We start from the raw sequence: 17,056 nt of genomic DNA, 5'->3' as shown, positions 1-17,056 counted from the left end.
CAAGGAAATAGCAAGGCAATGGCGCTATTGTGGCTGAATAACCACTAGTCGGCCCATTATGTTGATGAATGAATATTTTACATAACAATATTCTTGCAGCGCATAAGGCGCTTGAATTAAATTGGCGCCTTACTCAAAAGTTGGTGTTCATCAGACATCCCAGAGATGCGGTCAGAACCGCTGTCAGCTCGGACGACAGCCAGGGCAGAGCCAGTGACGCCAGGAGTGGAGAGACATCCGCTCGCGCTGCTGCACCGTGATGGTGCAAACGATCATCCAGCGCCGTACATAAGCCGGAGACAGGTTGGACGACAGATTTCGCAATTCTTTTTTAAACTTCTGGGAAACAACATGATCAAGATGTCCAAGATGCACAAGCGTTTGTGCGCCAAAAGCGCTGCTATGCTGGCACTGTCCGCTGCCTTGCCTATCGGCTCGGCTTACGCTGATGAAGTCGCTGCTGATACGACCCCTGCCGCCAGCCAGCTGGAAACCGTGACCGTGACGGCGCAGCGCCGCAAGGAAAATATCCGCGACGTGCCCGTCTCCGTGTCGCTGCTGCGTGATGAAAAGCTCGACGTGCTGGTTTCCAGCGGTCAGGATATCCGCGTGCTGGCCGGCAAAGTGCCGAGCCTGAACGTGGAATCGTCGAATGGCCGCACTTTCCCCCGCTTCTACATCCGCGGCTACGGCAATACCGACTTCAACATCTTTGCATCGCAACCTGTTTCCCTGATTTACGACGATGTCGTGCAAGAAAATCCTATCCTCAAGGGCTATCCGATTTTCGACGTGGCTGGCGTGGAAGTACTGCGCGGCCCGCAAGGCACCTTGTTCGGCCGCAATACGCCTGCCGGCGTGGTCAAGTTCGAATCCGTCAAGCCGAACCTGGACAAGGTTGAAGGCTATTACAACGTTTCCGCCGCCACGCACAACACCACCAACTTCGACGGCGCCGTCAACGTGCCGCTGAGCAAAGAATGGGCGCTGCGCTTTTCGACCCTGCGCCAGCACCGCGACGATTACGTCGACAACACGTTTACGGGCCAGAAAAACGCGCTGGACGGCTACAACGAACACGCCGAACGCGTGCAATTGCTGTACGCACCGAATACCATGTTCAACGCCCTGTTCAATGTGCACCAGCGCAACACCACGGGCAGCGCGCGCGTGTTCTACGCCAACATGATCAAGCAGGGCACAAACGATATCGTCGACGGCTTCGATCCGAACAAGTCGTTCACAAACGCACCGAACTTCCAGCGCTTGCGCACCAACGGCGCTAGTGCCCGCTTGAGCTGGGACCTGGACGGCGTCAAGCTGTACTCGATCACCGGCTTTGAACAGGTCGGCAATTACGTGTCGCATGGCGATATCGACGGCGGCGCACCGAACGGACTTGGCCCGACCAGCCCCAACTTCATTCCTTTCCAGGTTGAAACGGCTGGCGGCATCACCAGCGTGAAACAATATTCGCAAGAGTTCCGCGCCGAATCGAAGAATGCCGGCCCGCTCAACTGGCAAGCCGGCGTGTATTACTTCAATGAAAACGCCAACGGTTTCACCGACAACTTCGATACCAACACACATGTGCTGAGCACGCACCTGGCCAGCCGCCAGAAGAACTCGGCCTGGGCAACGTTTGGTTCCGTCAACTACGCCGTCAACGATGACTTCATGCTGCGCGCCGGTTTGCGCTACACCAAGGACAAGAAGGATTTCAACACGGTGGAAGCGACCAACATCGTGCAGGTCAACCCGACCAGCGCCGATGTCAGCAAAGCCAAGGTCAACTGGGACCTGAGCGGTACCTACAAGTACAACAAGGACGTGAACTTCTACGGCCGTATCGCCACCGGTTTCCGCGCGCCAAGTATCGCGCCAGCCAGCACCAGCGTGCCTGTCACCGTGGCTGATGCGGAAACCATCACTTCGTTCGAAGCGGGCATCAAGGCTGACCTGTTCAACCGCCGCGCCCGCGTAGCGTTCAGTGTGTATGACTACCAGGTGAAAAACCAGCAGTTGACGGTCGTTGGCGGTACGTCGAACATCACGCGCTTGATCAATGCAGCCAAGACGAATGGCCGTGGCGCGGAATTGGAACTGGAAGGTTTTGTCACGCCTAGCCTGAAGATGTCTCTGGGCGGCAGCTACAACTTCACGGAAATCAAGGATCCGAGCCTGTCGATCGCCACCTGCGCCCAAACGCGTTGCACCGTGACCGATCCTCTGACCACTGGCAACCGTGCCATCATCGATGGCAATCCATTGCCGCAAGCGCCGAAGTGGACGATCACTGCCACAGGCCGTTATTCGATTCCGATGGAAAACGGTGAATTCTTCGTCTTCACGGACTGGGCTTACCGCAGCAAGATCAACTTCTTCTTGTATGAAGCAACCGAGTTCACCGGCAAGCCGATGGTCGAAGGCGGCTTGCGCGTGGGCTACACCTGGGATGCTGGCAAGTATGAAATGGCCGTTTTTGGCCGCAACATCACCGACACCCAGCGCATCACGGGCGCCATCGACTTCAACAACCGCACGGGCTTCATCAATGAGCCACGTCAGTTTGGTGTGCAGTTCAAGGGCAACTTCTAATTGCCCGATACCAGGCGCTGGCCCCTTGCGGCTGGCGCCTGCATTGCTACCCGCCCGGTTCGCGCCGCGGCGGGTTTTTTTATGTGCGCACGGGAAGTTGCGCCAGCCGCTGCGCCCAGGCGGGAATGGCTTGCCGCCAGAAGTCTTCCACCTTGTCGGCGCGCACGTCGAGGCCGAGGAAGCGGGCGGCCGGCAGCAATGCCGACGCCAGCAATTCGGCGGCCTGTGTTCCCATGTCGAAGGCGAGGGCGCCCGTTTGCTTGGACAGCTTTTCGCCGCTGTCGTTCGTGACGACTGGCACGTGCAGGAAGCCCGGATGGGACAGCCCCAGCACATCCTGCAGATACAGCTGGCGTGGCGTGGAATCGAGCAAGTCCGCGCCGCGCACCACCTGCGTGATGCCCTGCGCGCCATCGTCGACCACCACGGCCAGCTGGTACGCCCAGTAACCATCGCCGCGCAGCACGATGAAGTCACCCACCTCGCTGGCCAGATCTTGCCGCTGCGGACCCGCCCAGCGGTCGGCAAAAGCGTACACCGCATCGTCCCCCTGCGGCACCCGCAGCCGCAAGGCCCGCGCCACCTTGCCCGGCGCCAAGCCATGGCGGCAAGTGCCCGGATACACGGCGGCCCCGCCCTTGGGCGCACCCGCCTGTATCACCGAATCGTGAATTTCCTTGCGCGAACAGCCGCATGCATACACGAGCCCATCTTCCTGCAATTGCTTGAGCGCCGCCTCGTACAGCGGCAGCCTGCGGCTCTGCCACGTCGCCTCGCCATCCCACTGCATGCCGCAGCGCTGCAGGCTGGCCAGGATGCCCAGATCGGCACCCTCGACATTGCGGTCATAGTCCAGGTCCTCGATGCGCAGCAGCCACGTGCCCTGATGCACCTTGGCGTCGAGGTAACTGGCCATGGCGGCAACGAGCGAGCCCATGTGCAGGGGACCGGAGGGGGATGGGGCGAAGCGGCCGATGTAGGGGGCAGTGGGCATGCGGTGGATATCTTATTGGAATCTGATGTACTGATGCTGTGTTGCTGAATGGCTAGTCCTAAGTAGTCGAGGCGAAGTATGGTTCACGTTGAAAACCAAGTCAAATAGTTGGATATTTTGTCAGTGTTACCTATGATAATTGGATTTGATAATTTTTTTTGTTTTTTTTGAAATGGTATAGGTGATGGATCTTCCTAATGATGTTTTGCCACCTAGTATTTTTTCGCCGGGCGAAAAATTTGGCGCGAAGGTTATTTCAACATCTTCAATGTTGTTTTGGATGTATATTTCGAAATCGGAAATATTTTTTTGCTCTTTTTTGAATTCATGAAATGCTACGAGCAATATTTCAGAAATTTTTTCTTCTGAATTATCAGTATTGGCTGTATGTTGTTCCATGTCTCTACTGGATTCGAAAACAGTCTATTGGATGCCTTACTAGTTAATTGTATAGGTGATTTCAGTGTTTGAATCATGCTCTTTGATGACATTACTTGATGTGCTTTAAATGAAAATATCTTGAATGCTAGCGGGTTATACTTCGTACATCAACTATCATAGTCTATTTTTTATGGATATGATTTTTGATTATTTTTTTTCGAACCATTCATTTAATTTTTTCATGAAATATTCACAGGCTTCGTCTTCATTTTTAAATATATGAATTGAAGTCTTTATGCCACGTTCATAATAGAAAATTTCCAAAAAATTGTCATTTTTTTTCATGCACAAGCTTTCGTCCTGTAATTTTCTATTTATTGAATATGCATCGTCCGGGATGTTGTTGCTTTTTATGAGATTTAGCATTTCTGGAATTTTCATAGCGTCTTTCAAGGTATTGGTCCGCATGGTAAAACTTCTATCAATGATCCATTTTTAATTAAATCGTCGACAGGGAGAGGTAGCTCATATTGCATTCCCATGCCAACCTGGTTGAACCATGGAGCTGCTAATCCAGCGTCCACTTGGATTGGTTTTAAGACTTGATATACATGATAAGGTTTTCCATTCTGGTATGATTGGGGTAGTGCTCTATGTGAAAATTTTACTCCTTGAGGGGATACAAAAGTTCCACCTGGATATCCGAATCGATCTATGTTTGTCATTGGCAATATTGAAAATTTAGTAGGTATATCATTGAAGCCACGGTTTGCCGGCCAGCCTGGATCAGCGGCAAACCTACCATACTGATCTCTAAATCTACCATTACGATCTTTGTCAACTTTTGAGGGATTTGCTTTACCACATACTAGACCTAATGGATCGGCCGTCATGGTAGGACTTGGTGAATAGAGGTAACTGTTGATGCCGCCTAATAGACCTATTGGATCTTGCGTCAGGTAACGTCCTGGCTCTGGGTCATAATACCTATAGCGATTGTAAAACAGCCCCGTTTCCCCATCCTCATACTGTCCTTGAAACCGCAACGGCTGTTCAATTTCTCCCTCTACATGCAGCAAACGCCCCCAGGCTTTGTAGCGCCCGCTCCAGACAAGGTTCCCTTGCGCATCCGTCAACTCGCGGGGCGTGCCCAGGTGATCACAGTGGTAGTGGGTGATGCGGTCGTGTGCTGCCGCGTCATCGGCTGCCGCTAGGGTACGCTGCCATGCCGATACATGATGCGCTTCGGTGTCCGCTTGTTCTTGCGTAATGGCTGCCTGCAGTTCGGCATCGTGCCGGGTGGCGGGTAAGTCCCATTGCGCGACGCGCGGCAGGTGGACCGTGCTGGCCTGGCGGCAGGCTGGCGAACTGATCCTGGCCAGCGGTACGAAGCTGTCTGGCTCGTACAGATATGTGACCGTCTCTTCGTGTCCAAGTTCCTGTGCCAGCGTGTCGCCATCCCAGACGAAGAAGGTGGTGCTGCTACCGCAGTTGGCGGGCTGGTCCGTGGTGATGTCTTGCTGCTTGCTCCAGCGTGCTTCCTCTACCCGCTTGGCGATGCGGCGGCTGAAGGCGTCGTAGAAATAGTGGGTGCGGTGGCGTGACTGGCGTTCCGTCCTGGTGGCGTGGCTGAGGCGGTTTTCGGCGTCGTAGTGCAGCGCTAGATCGCTCCAGGTTGATTCCCTGCCCGGCGGATGGAAGCGCTTGCCGGTGGCATTGCCTTGCTCGTCGTAATCGTATTCGGTATCACCGTAGCGTTTCAGTACGTTGCCTGAGGCGGGAGCCGTGTCGACAAGATTGCCTGCCGGGTCGAAGGCAAAGTGTTCGGCCAGGCCGGGCTGCACCGCGGACAGCAGCTGGCCGACGGGGTCATAGGCGTAACTGAGTTTGCCGAGCGGGCCGGCAGCGGTGGCACCCGTCTGCAAGATGCTGCGCAGGTTGCCCTGCGTATCGTATTCGAAGCGGCGTTCGCGCACGGGGGCGGACGCATCGGGGCCGCGTGCCAGGGTCAGTTGGGTGAGGCGCGATTGCGGGTCGTACTGGCGCGTGGCGAGCAGGCCGCTGCTGCCCAGCTGGCGCTGTTTTTCGCGGTGCAGCTTGTCGCGCTCCACATCGACCACGGCCTTGCCTTGCCACAGCACGCCATGCCAATGGCGGGAACCGTAGCGCAAGGTATCGATGCGGCGGCCGTTCGGCAAGACCGTCTGGATGCGGTTGCCCAGTTCGTCATACGCATGCGTCATGACAAAGCTGGCATCCGGCGCGCGCGGGGCGTTTGGCAACCTTGCCGTTTCGGGCAGCGCTTGCAGGAAGCAGGTGCTGCGTTCTTCGATCAGCTGGCCCAGCGCATCGTGGAAGAAACGCTGTTCGGCTTGTGGCGCGGACACGGCCGTCAGCCGGCCCAGCGCATCGTAGGCGTAGCGCACCACGCCATCAGCCGTGGTCTTGACTTGCAACAAGCCGAGCGCGTCGCGCAGCAACTGCGTGCGCTGGCTGCCGCACTCGGTGGCGGTCAGGTTGCCGGCCTGGTCATAGCTGTATTGCGTGCGCTTGCCGTCGAAGCCCGTTTCCGACGTCAGCCAGCCTTCCGCGTGATATGCGAGCTGGTAGCTTTCACCCTTGGCGTTGATCAATTCCGTCAGTTGCAGCGCAGCATCGTAGCGATACTGCATGGTCTGGCCCATGGCGTCCGTGCGCTCCACGGGCAAGCCCTGGCCGTTGTAGCGGTAGTGCGTCTGCTGGCCGGCGCCATCCTCGTGCAAGACCAGATTGCCGTCCGCATCGTAGGAATACTGCTCCCGGGTTTGATCGGGCGCCGTGAGGTGGAGCAGCCGGCCCAGAGCGTCATATGCATAGCGGGTGGCATGGCCCAGCGCATCTTGCGTCGCTTCAAGCCGTCCCAGCGCATCGTAGGTATATTCGCTGGTATGGCCGGAGCAATCCGTATAGGCGGTCAGCCAGCCCTGGCGGTTGTACTGAAAATGCTTGCTGCCGCCCCTTGCGTCGACCAGTTCCACCAGTCGGCCACGCTGGTCGTAGCGGTAGCGCGTGACATGGCCCAGTGCATCCGTGATGCTGACGGGGCGGCCTGCCGCATCGTATTCGCGGCGCGTGGTGTTGCCCTGCGCATCGGTGAAGGTGAGGGGCTGGTTCTGGCCATCGTATTCGATGTTGCTGCTGTGTCCCTTGGCGTCGGTGCTGCGGGTCAGGTTGCCGGCTGCATCGTAGGCATAGCGCGTGGCGGCGCCGTTGGCATCGATATCGGCCAGCAGCATGCCATCGTGGTCCCATTCGCGCCGGCCCAGCGAGGCAGCCTTGCCATCGATGACGCGGCGCACCTCGGTGACCAACCAGTTGGCGTCGAATGTGTATTCGAGGACGCCGCCGTTAGCCGTGACGCGGCTGGTGTCGTTGTCCACGTAATCGATGCGCGTGTGCTCGCTGCCATCCCGGGCGCGCGTGGCGATGGCGCGCGCCTGGTAGCTGTTGGCCAAGGTGACGGGATAGCGCAGCGCCAGCTCCGGTTCGCTCAACGGTGATCCGCTCCATCGGGCGCGCAGCACGTCCAGGCTGATCCATTCGAGTTCGTAGGTAAAACCCGTGTAGCTGCTGCATGAGGTGAGCAGGTGGTGATGATAGGTGTAGCGGCGCGTGTCGCCCAGCACATTCGACTGGCTGACCAGGTTGTGGCGTGGCGGGAGGAAGGGCGGCTGGGTATCGTTCGTCTCAACGGCATACGCGTAGCGGACGTGGCAGAGGCGGGTACCGTCGGACAATACCTCGTCGATGCTGCCGATGTGGATGGCCTTGTCCTCATTCCCACGCATGGCCTCGAGCACGCTGCCATCGTCGCTGCGCAAGCGCAGCAGCACTTCGCCCGGTTTTGCATCCATGCATCGGTCGATGTGGATGCCGCGTCCATCGCGCCCTTCGCTACGCACGAGTGCAAAGCGCTGCGTGGCAATGGGAGCGGACGGGACCAGCATGGCGTTGACGCCGTCGTAGCCGTGCGGCAGCCAGCCGCCTTCAGCGCGCGCGTAGCGGTCGATGCTGCCGTCGCGCCACAGCAAAGTGAAGGTGTCGGCGCTGTCGCGCGTGAGCGTAAAACCTTCCTTGCGGCTGTCGTGTTGCTGGCCCGGTTCCAGGCCAGGCAGGCGCAGGGCGCGGCCACTGTCATCGTGAAACACGATGCCGGCATCGCACAGCGACAGGCTGGCGGTGTAGGGCGTGGACCAGCGCGCGCCCACCAAGCCCCAGTCTTCGCATTCGGCGCCGGAGCGGTAGCAACGTGTCCAGATTATGGGTATGGCGCCTTCCAGCGCGAAATCCGTCTGGTACAGGATTTCCTGCCCCGTGCCGAAATGCACGGGCTTGCGGCCCTTGACGGGTTTTTTTGCAGGGCCGCTATCCTTCGGGCAGCAGTCGGACGGCGGCTCCGATTTCGGCTCTTTCCTGCCGCGGCTCTTGCCGTCGTCGCCGCCATTTTTTGGGGGCGGCTTGTCGAGTTTTAGCGGCTCCTTGACAGGTTTTTTGCCTGTCAGCTTGTCCTTGATTTTTTTGATCGACGGTGCCAGTCTTTTGCCAAGGAATTTACTCAGCAGCTTGCCACCTGGAACTTTACTCAGCACGGTGTTTTGCAGCAGTGCATCTGCAGCATTGATGCCGATCGTTGCTGCGGTGTTGAGCACGTCCGGCGTCTTGCCGGTCAAAGCATAGTCTGCCATCTGGTCCAGCACCGTGGCCGATGCCTCCATCACGGTGCCTCCAGCGATCGTTACCCCACCGACGACCGCACCGGTTGCCGCCCCTGTTTCCATTGCGGCAGCTGCCGGCAGGCCAACGCCGGTTGCCGCAACCGCCGCGCCGGCCACACCCAGCACGGCGCTGCCGCTCAGGACGGTGCCGCCAACGTGCACCAGGTCTTCGGCGGCGCCATGCATATTCTTGGAGCCGTGATCCTTGTAGTCTTGAGCCGCTTCCCGTATCGCCGCCGTCAGTTCCTTGAGCACGGGCTTCGCTGCCTCCGCGCCCCGCTCATAAATCTTGCCCACGGTATTGCGCGAATTCATCCATACTTCGCGCCCCATCTGCACCAGCTTGGCGCCATTGGCGCGGTGGATGCTGCTGGCCACCTTGGTGTCGACCTGCTTGCCGACGGTGCCGCTCTTGACGCCGCCCGCCTTGCCGGCCGCGTCGCCCTTGACGGTGGGAATGACGCTGCGCTGGTGCAGGATGACGGGCTCACTGTGCGACTTGACGTTGGGCGAGGCGTTCTGTGCTTCCGCAAATTCACCGATGATGCTGTAGGGTAGCGGTGGTGTGCTGGAGCCGACGGGCGTCTTGCAAATGTCTGGACTGAGGCTGACGCAATAGAAGCGCGAAGCCTTGGTGACGGTTTCATTCGTCATGGTTTCTTGTCCTGCGCGGCGGCTTCGCTTAGCGCTTCCTGCGCCTGTTCCAGCAGTTCGATGCGGGCGATTTGCGCTGGCTCCATCAGGTGCAGCAGGCGCGATGCGACCTGGCCCGCATCGGCTGGCACGATGGCGCGCCAGACCAGTTCCACAGTGGCCGCTTCAGGATCGATCAGCACCGTATCGATGGCCAGGCGCCAGACGAGCAACTGGTCGTTCTTGTCCGCCAGCAACATGCCCAGTACTTGTCTCGGCAAGGCGAAGCGCAGCACCGTGTTGCCGCGCGGGTCTATGCGGGCCGAGGGATGGTCGTGGCGGCACAGATTGGTCAGCGTAAATTGCTCCAGGCCCGCAAGGTAGGGGCATTGCTGGTCGGGCGGTGTGCTGTTCCAGTAGGCAAAGTCGAAGTCTTCCGGCAGGGAGGGGATTTCATCGGCATCCCATTTATCCTTGACGACGATGCTGCCGGCCAGTGCGCGGCGCGGCAGCCAGCCACGGCCGATAACGGCCAGTCCCACCGGCGGCGGCAGCTCCTTGCCGTCGGCGCCTTGCCAGAACTGGGCGGCCGTGCACGGTAGCGCCGGATGCGTGATACGGGGCGCGGGCACTTCATTGAACTGTTTCACATCCAGGTACCAGTGGCGCGCGAAGCCCCGTCCCAGCGGGTTGGCCTGGCAGGAATCGTGCGCCGCCGCATTGCAGTCATCGGCCTCGATGCGGCATTGGCCGCCAAACGCATAGGCATAGTGCAGCGGCAATTGCAGGAACGCTTCCGGTGCGGATAGCTGCCAGGGATTGGGCCGCAGCAAGCCCGCCGTGGCGATGCGGGCGCAGCCTTGCGCCAGGCGCGTGAGGACGGCTTTCTTGCGGAAGCTGCGTTCGCCACTCACTTGCAGGGTCTTGTCGATCAGGGTTTTCTTTTCTGACCGCACCTTCAGGTTGACGAGAAATTGCGACATGGCCTGCCCGCGCGGCGCGTGCGCCACGCCATTGACGATCACGTCGCAGCGCGGCTTGTACGGCGCGAAGTCGCTCTCCTGTACGGTGCCCGCCTGCGTGTCGTCGCCCAGATGCCGGTCTTCCGTGGCCAGCGGCGATGGCCGCGTCATGGGCAGCAGGCTGGCCAAGCCATCCGCGCCGCAGGGACCAAGCGTGTAGCCCATGCGTGCCACCATCACATGGAAGGCCTCGCCAAACTGGTCGACCATGTCGAACTGGCTGGCCGCGTGCGGCGTGCGGTTGTCGAACAGCAGGTTGGGGACATCGAAATGGGCTGTGCCGGCGTCGTTCATCGTCAGCCCGGATTGTTGTCGATGTCGTCGCCATGGATCTGCACCTTGGACCTGCCGCGGATGATGATTTCATCGGCAACGAGTTCGATGCGTCCCGGCGTGATGGTGATGCTGGACGTGCCCACCGTCATCGTGTGCGAATCGGTGGCCGTGAGCGTGCTGTCTGCCCCGACGATGACACTTTTTGTCAGGCCGATCTGCTCCGCCTGCGCCAGCACCACGGTGGTATTCATGGCGCCAATGACGGTGGTCTGGTAGGCAGCGCCGACGGTCAGTACCTTGGCCAGGCCGATGCTTTCTTCCTTGGCCAGGGTCACCCGTTCCGAACGGTGGCCGTCGATCTGCACTTGCTCGTTGCCACCCACGTGTTCGCGGCGGTTGTCGCCGATGTCGATGTGCTCGTCGTGGTCGACGCGCTCACGGCGGTTGTTGTGCACGGTAATGTCTTCATCGTGGTCCACCGTTTCCGTGCGATCGCGCTTGACGTGCACGGTTTCATCGCGGTCGACAGTTTTGCGCCGGTCGTTGCCCACCCAGTGCGATTCGTCATGCTCGACTTCAATGCGCTGGTCTTTTTCCGCATGCAGCCACAGTTCCTCCGCATCCTTGCGGTCCTCGAAACGCAAGGCGTTGGCGTGCGCTGCGGAACCTTTTTTGGACGAGCGGCTCAGCATGCCGCTTTGCGTCTTGCTGGCCGGTAAGTCCCATGGCGGCATGTTGCGCGCGTTGTAGACGCAGCCGATGATGAGGGGCATGGCGACGTTACCGTCGAGAAATTGCACGGCCACTTCCATGCCCACCCTGGGCAGGCTGATGAGGCCGAAGTTCGGCCCGGCCCAGTTCGATACGACCCTTATCCACGGTGAACTTTTGTCGTCGAAGCTGCCCAGGCGGTCCCAGTGGAATTGCACTTTGACTCTTCCGTAACCGTCCGTATGGATTTCCTCGCCGGGCGGCCCGACGACGGTGGCCGTCTGCACGCCATAGATCTTCGGCTCGCGGCTATGGAAGTTGCGGCCGGGGCGCCAGGGAATGGCGCGGGCGATGCAGGTAAACGTGTTGCTGTAGTGCGAGGCGGCGCCGTGCCCTTGCTGGTAGTTGTTGCTGGCGTGGTGCTGCACGGACAGGATCAGGTATTCGTTGTCGGCACTATCGAAATGTCCGCCCAGGGTAAACCAGCGTCCCGGCTGCGCCGTGCGGTCGTTGCCTTGCGCCTCGAAAAGCTGGCCCAGCGCATCACGCTCTTCCATGCGGCGCTGGGCCAGCCGCTCGCCATCGTCGATGTCCTTGAAACCGTAACTGCCTGTGTTTTCATACACTTCCAGGGCTGGCACGGCACCCTGCTTGTTCAGCGAGTCGCGGCTTGCGCGGGCGCTGCGCGGGTTCTTGAAATTGAAGCTGGCCACCGTCATCTGGGCCGGGGCCATGCGTCGCACAGTGCTCCATTGATGCACGCCATCGTCTTCCAGGGAACCGGCCTGGTGCTGGAAAGGCATGGCATTCGATACACCATCGATGGGCTTGCCGGTGGTGCTGTCGTCGCATAGCCACAAGGTGTGACCGTCAAGGCGATGTTCGTAGCGGTAGTGCCAGCCCAGCTGTTCCCAATGGCGGTGCAGCAGGTTGTGGTCGCTTTCGTTGTGCTGGCAAGTGTAGGTGATGGCGGGATCCGGACCGCTGGCGGCCAGCTTGTAGTCGCGCATCAGGTAGTCATCGAAGACCTTGTCCGTCAGCGCCGCCACCGTCAAGCCGTGGAAGGCGACATTGTTTTGCCGCAAGTGCAGGTGGGACAGCCAAGGCTCCAGCACCATTTCATAGTAGGCGAAGCCGCCGTCCGTGCGCAGGAAGCGGAACTCGAATACATAGCCATTGAAGTAGCGCAAGCTGCCGTCTTCGCGCACCAGTTCGATGGTCACCATCTTGCCCATCACTTTGTCGAGGGCGATGGCGGCGTCGTCGGACAGCACTTCCACCACATGGGAAAAATCGCGCGACAGGCTTTCGCTGGCGGCCAGGCTGTTGGCCAGGAACTGGATGTTGGCAGGGCCATCGCCGTGCGGAAAGCGCAGGCGCAGCAGGCGCTGGCCCTGCATGTCGCCCACTAATGCCGTCCATGCCGCTGTCGTATCGGGGAACTGGCTCATCGCGCATCGCTTCACGGTAGGGATCGTTGGCCGACTGTAGCAATCGCGAACACAAGCGTTTTGCGTGGCCGCAAGGATCAATCGTTGAATGAGGGCATCAATTGCATTTCGTAATGTTTGTCATCGCGGTGGGGCGGCGTTGCCGCATTGCCAAGGAAACTGTTGCAGCCGAGTCCACCTTGTGGCGCGGTCGTCAATGCCAGTCCCCGCACTTCGTTGGCGCGCAGCACCAGCACGATGTCGTAGCGCACGAGCGGCTGGCCGAACAGCATCAGCATCTGCCGCAGCGCCTCGCTGCCAGGGGCGCGCGGCAAAAAGCTGGCGTGCTGCTGCGCCGTGAGCGGGCCGAGGCGCAGGCGCACGGCCAGGTCGGGGCGTCGGCAGCGTTCGCCGACGAGGGCGCGCTTGCCCAGCACGGCATTGTCCGCGCCCAGTGCCGATTGTTCGCGCGGGGCCAGCGCGTCCATGGCACCCGTCGCCTCGTCGATATGGCAGGGCACGCCAAAGTGGTCGCCTAGGATGCGCGCCATGACGATGGACGAGATGTTGCGCTGCTGTAGCAAGCCGCTGTACAGGCCGGCCGCCGCCTCGTCCTGGCCCTGGCCAGGACTGCACGCGGCCAGGGCCAGCAGGCGCGACAGGAAGTCTCCGCTATGGCCTGCTTGCTCGATGCGGTATTTTTGCCAGGCCTGGTAAAACAGGGCGACGGCGCGGCTGGAAAACATGTCGAGAAAAGCGCGCGGGCTATTCTCGCGTTCGCTGTACTGATGCGCGGCAATGCGCTCCGAATAGTGGCCGGGCAAGCTGCCTTGGCAACCCAGGAGGCCCATGAAGGCAGGCGTGAGGTGGATATGCTGGCTTTGACCGGACAGCAGCGCTTGCAGCAGGGCATCGGCATCGTCGATGCCGTTTGTCGTGAGCGCTTCGACCTGGCTGGCGGGAAAGCGCAGCGAGACGCTATTGTCGAAGCGTATGCGCTTTGCCAGCGCCGTTTGCTCATCGATGCCGTGTTCGGCCAGCCACGCCAGCAGCAGGCGCAGGGCCTGGAAGCACTCGAAGCGCTGCGGCGCGTCGAGTAATTGCTGGATCACGCTGGCGTGGCGTCGGCGCTGCGTTCTGGGCATCGTAGGAGTTCCTCGCCGCTGCGTCGGGAGAGCAGCGTCAGTTGGCTAAAGCAGTTGAGCTGGCTGTTCAGGGCGAAGTAGCGCTGCAGCACCTGGGCAAAAATATAGATGCTGCTACCGACGAAGGCTTGCTCGTCGATGCCCAGGCGGATGGCGATGCCGGGCATCAGGGTGGGAAACGGCACGGTTGGCATCCACGCGCGCGTGCTGCCGTGCTCGAGCGTGACGATGCCCTGGATCAGGCGCTGCGTGGTGGGCGAGCGGGGCAGGTCGTACAGGCTCAGCATTTTCTGGAATTCGCCCAGGCCCGCTTGCGTCAGGCTCGAGTAATTGAGGGACAGGTGCGCAATCAGGCGCCAGTGCGCCCCATTGTCCGCCAGGAAACGCACACTGGGCGTGGGCTTGCGCAGGAAGCGCGCGGGCATGCCATCGGGCACGTCTTCGGCCAGCAGGTCGCCGCAGGGCAAGCCGTAGTGCAACTGCGTGGGCAAGTCGCGGTTGCTGCACAGTAGCTGCGTCGAGACGGTGGCGCAGGCCGCGCTGCTTGGTGAAAACTGCGGGTCGATCAGGCTGAGCCGCATTTCATGACCGGGACTGATGGCCGCCACGGTTTCGTCGCGGCGCGCCAGCCAGTATTGGCCATGCTCTTGGCCACGCTCCTGGCCATATTCGGCCTGGGCGCCTTGCAGCGAGGCATACAGCGGCAAGAAGGTGCTCAGGCGCTCTCCCGCCTCATCCTTGCGCACCAGGGTGACGGCTTCGATGCTGTGGATGTCGTAGGCAAACGCATGCGTGGCATCGGCCACCAGGGCGTAGTCGGGTTCGGTATGCGTGAGGCGGATCGGCACGCCGGATTTGGCAAACAGGTTGACGACGGGCGTGCAGCCGAGCAAGAGGTTCTCGGGGCTGACGCCGGACAAGAGCCGCGCTTCGTGGCTGTCGCTGCGCACGCCCTTGAGCGGCAGGTGCAAGGTGAACTGGCGGCACTGTTTTGGCAGCAGGGCGGCGAGCCTGGACCAGGCGATATCGATGAAATGAAATTTTTCCGGAAAGGCGAAATATTCGGTCAGCAGGCGCAGGGCCGGGTGCGAACGGGCGGAAATGGGGATCAGCGCGTCGTCGTCCGCATAGCCGGCCGGCGCTAGCGGCGTGCCATCGACGGCTTGCCACGGACTGTGTTCGTCCAGCGCAACGTATGCGCCCGCGCCGCGCAGGAACAGGGCGTCGAGCAGGGCCGCGCGCACGGATGGTTCGCCATCGGCAAACAGGCGCAGGCTGGAAAAGCCGGCCTGGTCCAGATGGTAAGGTTCGCTGCTACTGGTGAATTGAATGCTGAGCAAGGCACTGGCACCGGCGGGCAGGCGCAGGCCGGGCGGCGCGTCGATGAGCGGTGAAAAATGCAGGCGAGAAATGGCCAGCGGCGCCAGGGTCACATCATATGCGCTGGTGAATTTGCAAGCCACGCCCTGCACGGGCTGCGAGCGCAGCACCGTGCCGCGCGCAACATGCGCCACCTGGGCCAGCTGGCCGCCGCCCGGCGCTTCGTCGGTGGCGATGCGCACGATGGAGCACGAGGGGAAGGGCCGCAGATAGTGCGGGTACAGGGTGTCGAGCAGGGAATGGGTAAATTGCGGATAGGCGTCGTCGAGGCGCTTGGCGACCCTGGCCGTGAGCAGGGCGACGGACTGGATCAGGCGCTCGATGTGCGGGTCTTCGCACGTCTCGCCAGCGATCAGCAGGCGCCCGGCCGCCTTCGGATAACGGCTGGAAAACTCGCGTGTGTACTGGCGGAACAAGCCCAGCTCGCGCTCGTAATACGGCAATAGTTGTTCCACGGTCGCGCTCTCCGCCAGCAGGAAAGCTTCATGCTGGCATCAGGCGCGAAGGTGGGTATTGATGCGTAACAATGAATTTTAGAAATGGTACTCCGCGCGTACCATCGGCGTCTTCGCCGTCTGGCCCACGTTGCCCGTGGTGGCGGGCGAGTTGCCGAACTTGTTCTTCCAGTACTGGTATTCCAGGCCCACGCGGAAGGTATTTTTCGGGCTGCCCAGGGCCGCGCCCACGTCGAACATCACTTGCATGTCGATATTCGTTTCCACCGCCGTCTTGCGTCCCACTTCATCGTTGCCTTTCGAGTCGATGAGGTTAAAGAAACCTTCGAACGAGAACAGGGGCGACAGGGGGATGGCCCAGGCGCCCGTCAGCATGGCGTGCGTTTTATACGTGTAGCGGCCCGTCACTTGCGAGATGGGCGGGAAGGCACCGCTGGGGGCGTTGCTTTCGCGCAGCAACAGCAGGCTGGTGTTGAAGAAGCCGGGCACGTCCCACATCAGGGTGGGGCCGGCCACCAGCATGCGTTTGCGCGAGTTGTAGCCGACGTCGTTCTTGGTGTTGACGTCGAAGCCGAGGGTGACGCCGACGCCGCGCACGGGGCCGAACTTGATGTCGCTGCCGCGCACCTTGCCGATGTCGATGGTGTTGCGGTAGACCAGATACGCCTCTTGCGCACCGGACGTTTTACCGAGCGCGCCAGGGTCCTTGCTGTCGGACATCAGGAAATCGAGATTGACGAAGTTGCTGCCGTATTTGTAGCCGCTGGCGTGCGTGATGGCAAAGATGTTTTTCTTGATGTCGTCCGGATTGAACGGCTCGCGGTAATCATTGCCGGCGCGCCAGCTCAGCGCGGTATCGCTCCATTCTGCAGCCTGGGCGGTCGCGCCCACGCCGAGGGTGGTAGTGAGGCAGAGCAACAGACACGGTATGGTTTTTGGCACTTTCGGCTCCTGATGGCGGTGTTGGAAAACGGGAACGGGGAAGGCAGGGCACAGGGGGTTAGCCCACTAGTGCGCATGAAGCGCTGCGATGGGGCAACTGTGCGCCGTTCAATCCATGATGCGAGCATCGCCGCGCCGGGCGATATGTCTTGTCTGCATACTTACTATCATTTCCTGCATATAATCATCGCACCTTCTCATCCTTGCGGGGCAAGGCGGCTGCTGTAAAGCTGATAATTTTTTTAAAAATTGTATACAGGTGTTGTTTTTTTGCGGAAATAGAAATGCGCGCCGCCAAGCCCGCCCCCAAGCGCTGCGGATGCCGATACGATAGA

10 protein-coding genes are annotated in these 17,056 nt (G+C 60.3%); 1 reads left to right on the top strand and 9 read right to left on the bottom strand.

What is annotated here, in order from left to right:
- The first annotated feature begins 351 nt into the window (after positions 1–351).
- Positions 352–2,598: a TonB-dependent receptor gene (locus tag ACQ4WY_RS21290; RefSeq protein ID WP_436505781.1), complete on the top strand. Its 2,247-nt coding sequence runs from the start codon at positions 352–354 to the stop codon at positions 2,596–2,598.
- A 79-nt stretch (positions 2,599–2,677) separates the two neighbouring features.
- Here ACQ4WY_RS21290 and gluQRS read toward each other — a convergent pair whose 3' ends face one another.
- The 9 genes from gluQRS to ACQ4WY_RS21245 form a co-directional block, all read right to left on the bottom strand.
- Entirely contained in the window at positions 2,678–3,592 is a 915-nt protein-coding gene (gene gluQRS, locus ACQ4WY_RS21285; RefSeq protein WP_436505780.1) for a tRNA glutamyl-Q(34) synthetase GluQRS, read from the bottom strand.
- Positions 3,593–3,718: 126 nt separating this feature from the next.
- The gene (locus tag ACQ4WY_RS21280) at positions 3,719–3,991 is read right to left on the bottom strand and encodes a hypothetical protein (protein ID WP_436505779.1); all 273 of its coding nucleotides are present in this window, start codon (positions 3,989–3,991) and stop codon (positions 3,719–3,721) included.
- Between the two features lie 189 nt (positions 3,992–4,180).
- Positions 4,181–4,441: a hypothetical protein gene (locus ACQ4WY_RS21275; protein ID WP_436505778.1), complete on the bottom strand. Its 261-nt coding sequence runs from the start codon at positions 4,439–4,441 to the stop codon at positions 4,181–4,183.
- On the bottom strand, positions 4,423–9,381 hold the full coding sequence (locus ACQ4WY_RS21270) for a glycohydrolase toxin TNT-related protein (protein WP_436505777.1): 4,959 nt from the start codon (positions 9,379–9,381) through the stop codon (positions 4,423–4,425). Before ACQ4WY_RS21270 ends, ACQ4WY_RS21275 begins: the two co-directional genes overlap by 19 nt.
- Entirely contained in the window at positions 9,378–10,676 is a 1,299-nt protein-coding gene (locus ACQ4WY_RS21265; protein WP_436505776.1) for a DUF2169 family type VI secretion system accessory protein, read from the bottom strand. Before ACQ4WY_RS21265 ends, ACQ4WY_RS21270 begins: the two co-directional genes overlap by 4 nt.
- 2 nt (positions 10,677–10,678) lie before the next feature.
- Positions 10,679–12,820, bottom strand: coding sequence for a type VI secretion system Vgr family protein (locus tag ACQ4WY_RS21260; RefSeq protein ID WP_436505775.1), 2,142 nt, complete (start codon positions 12,818–12,820; stop codon positions 10,679–10,681).
- Between the two features lie 77 nt (positions 12,821–12,897).
- The gene (gene tssG / locus ACQ4WY_RS21255; protein ID WP_436505773.1) at positions 12,898–13,944 is read right to left on the bottom strand and encodes a type VI secretion system baseplate subunit TssG; all 1,047 of its coding nucleotides are present in this window, start codon (positions 13,942–13,944) and stop codon (positions 12,898–12,900) included.
- Positions 13,908–15,779: a type VI secretion system baseplate subunit TssF gene (gene tssF / locus ACQ4WY_RS21250; RefSeq protein ID WP_436505772.1), complete on the bottom strand. Its 1,872-nt coding sequence runs from the start codon at positions 15,777–15,779 to the stop codon at positions 13,908–13,910. Before tssF ends, tssG begins: the two co-directional genes overlap by 37 nt.
- A 78-nt stretch (positions 15,780–15,857) precedes the next feature.
- Positions 15,858–16,721, bottom strand: coding sequence for an outer envelope protein (locus ACQ4WY_RS21245; protein WP_436505771.1), 864 nt, complete (start codon positions 16,719–16,721; stop codon positions 15,858–15,860).
- Between the last annotated feature and the right edge of the window lie 335 nt (positions 16,722–17,056).

Origin of the sequence: Janthinobacterium salmonicoloratum (genome assembly GCF_051380845.1) — a bacterium.
GTDB classification, from domain to species: domain Bacteria; phylum Pseudomonadota; class Gammaproteobacteria; order Burkholderiales; family Burkholderiaceae_D; genus Janthinobacterium; species Janthinobacterium lividum_F.
This window is presented reverse-complemented; position numbering and strand designations above follow the sequence as displayed.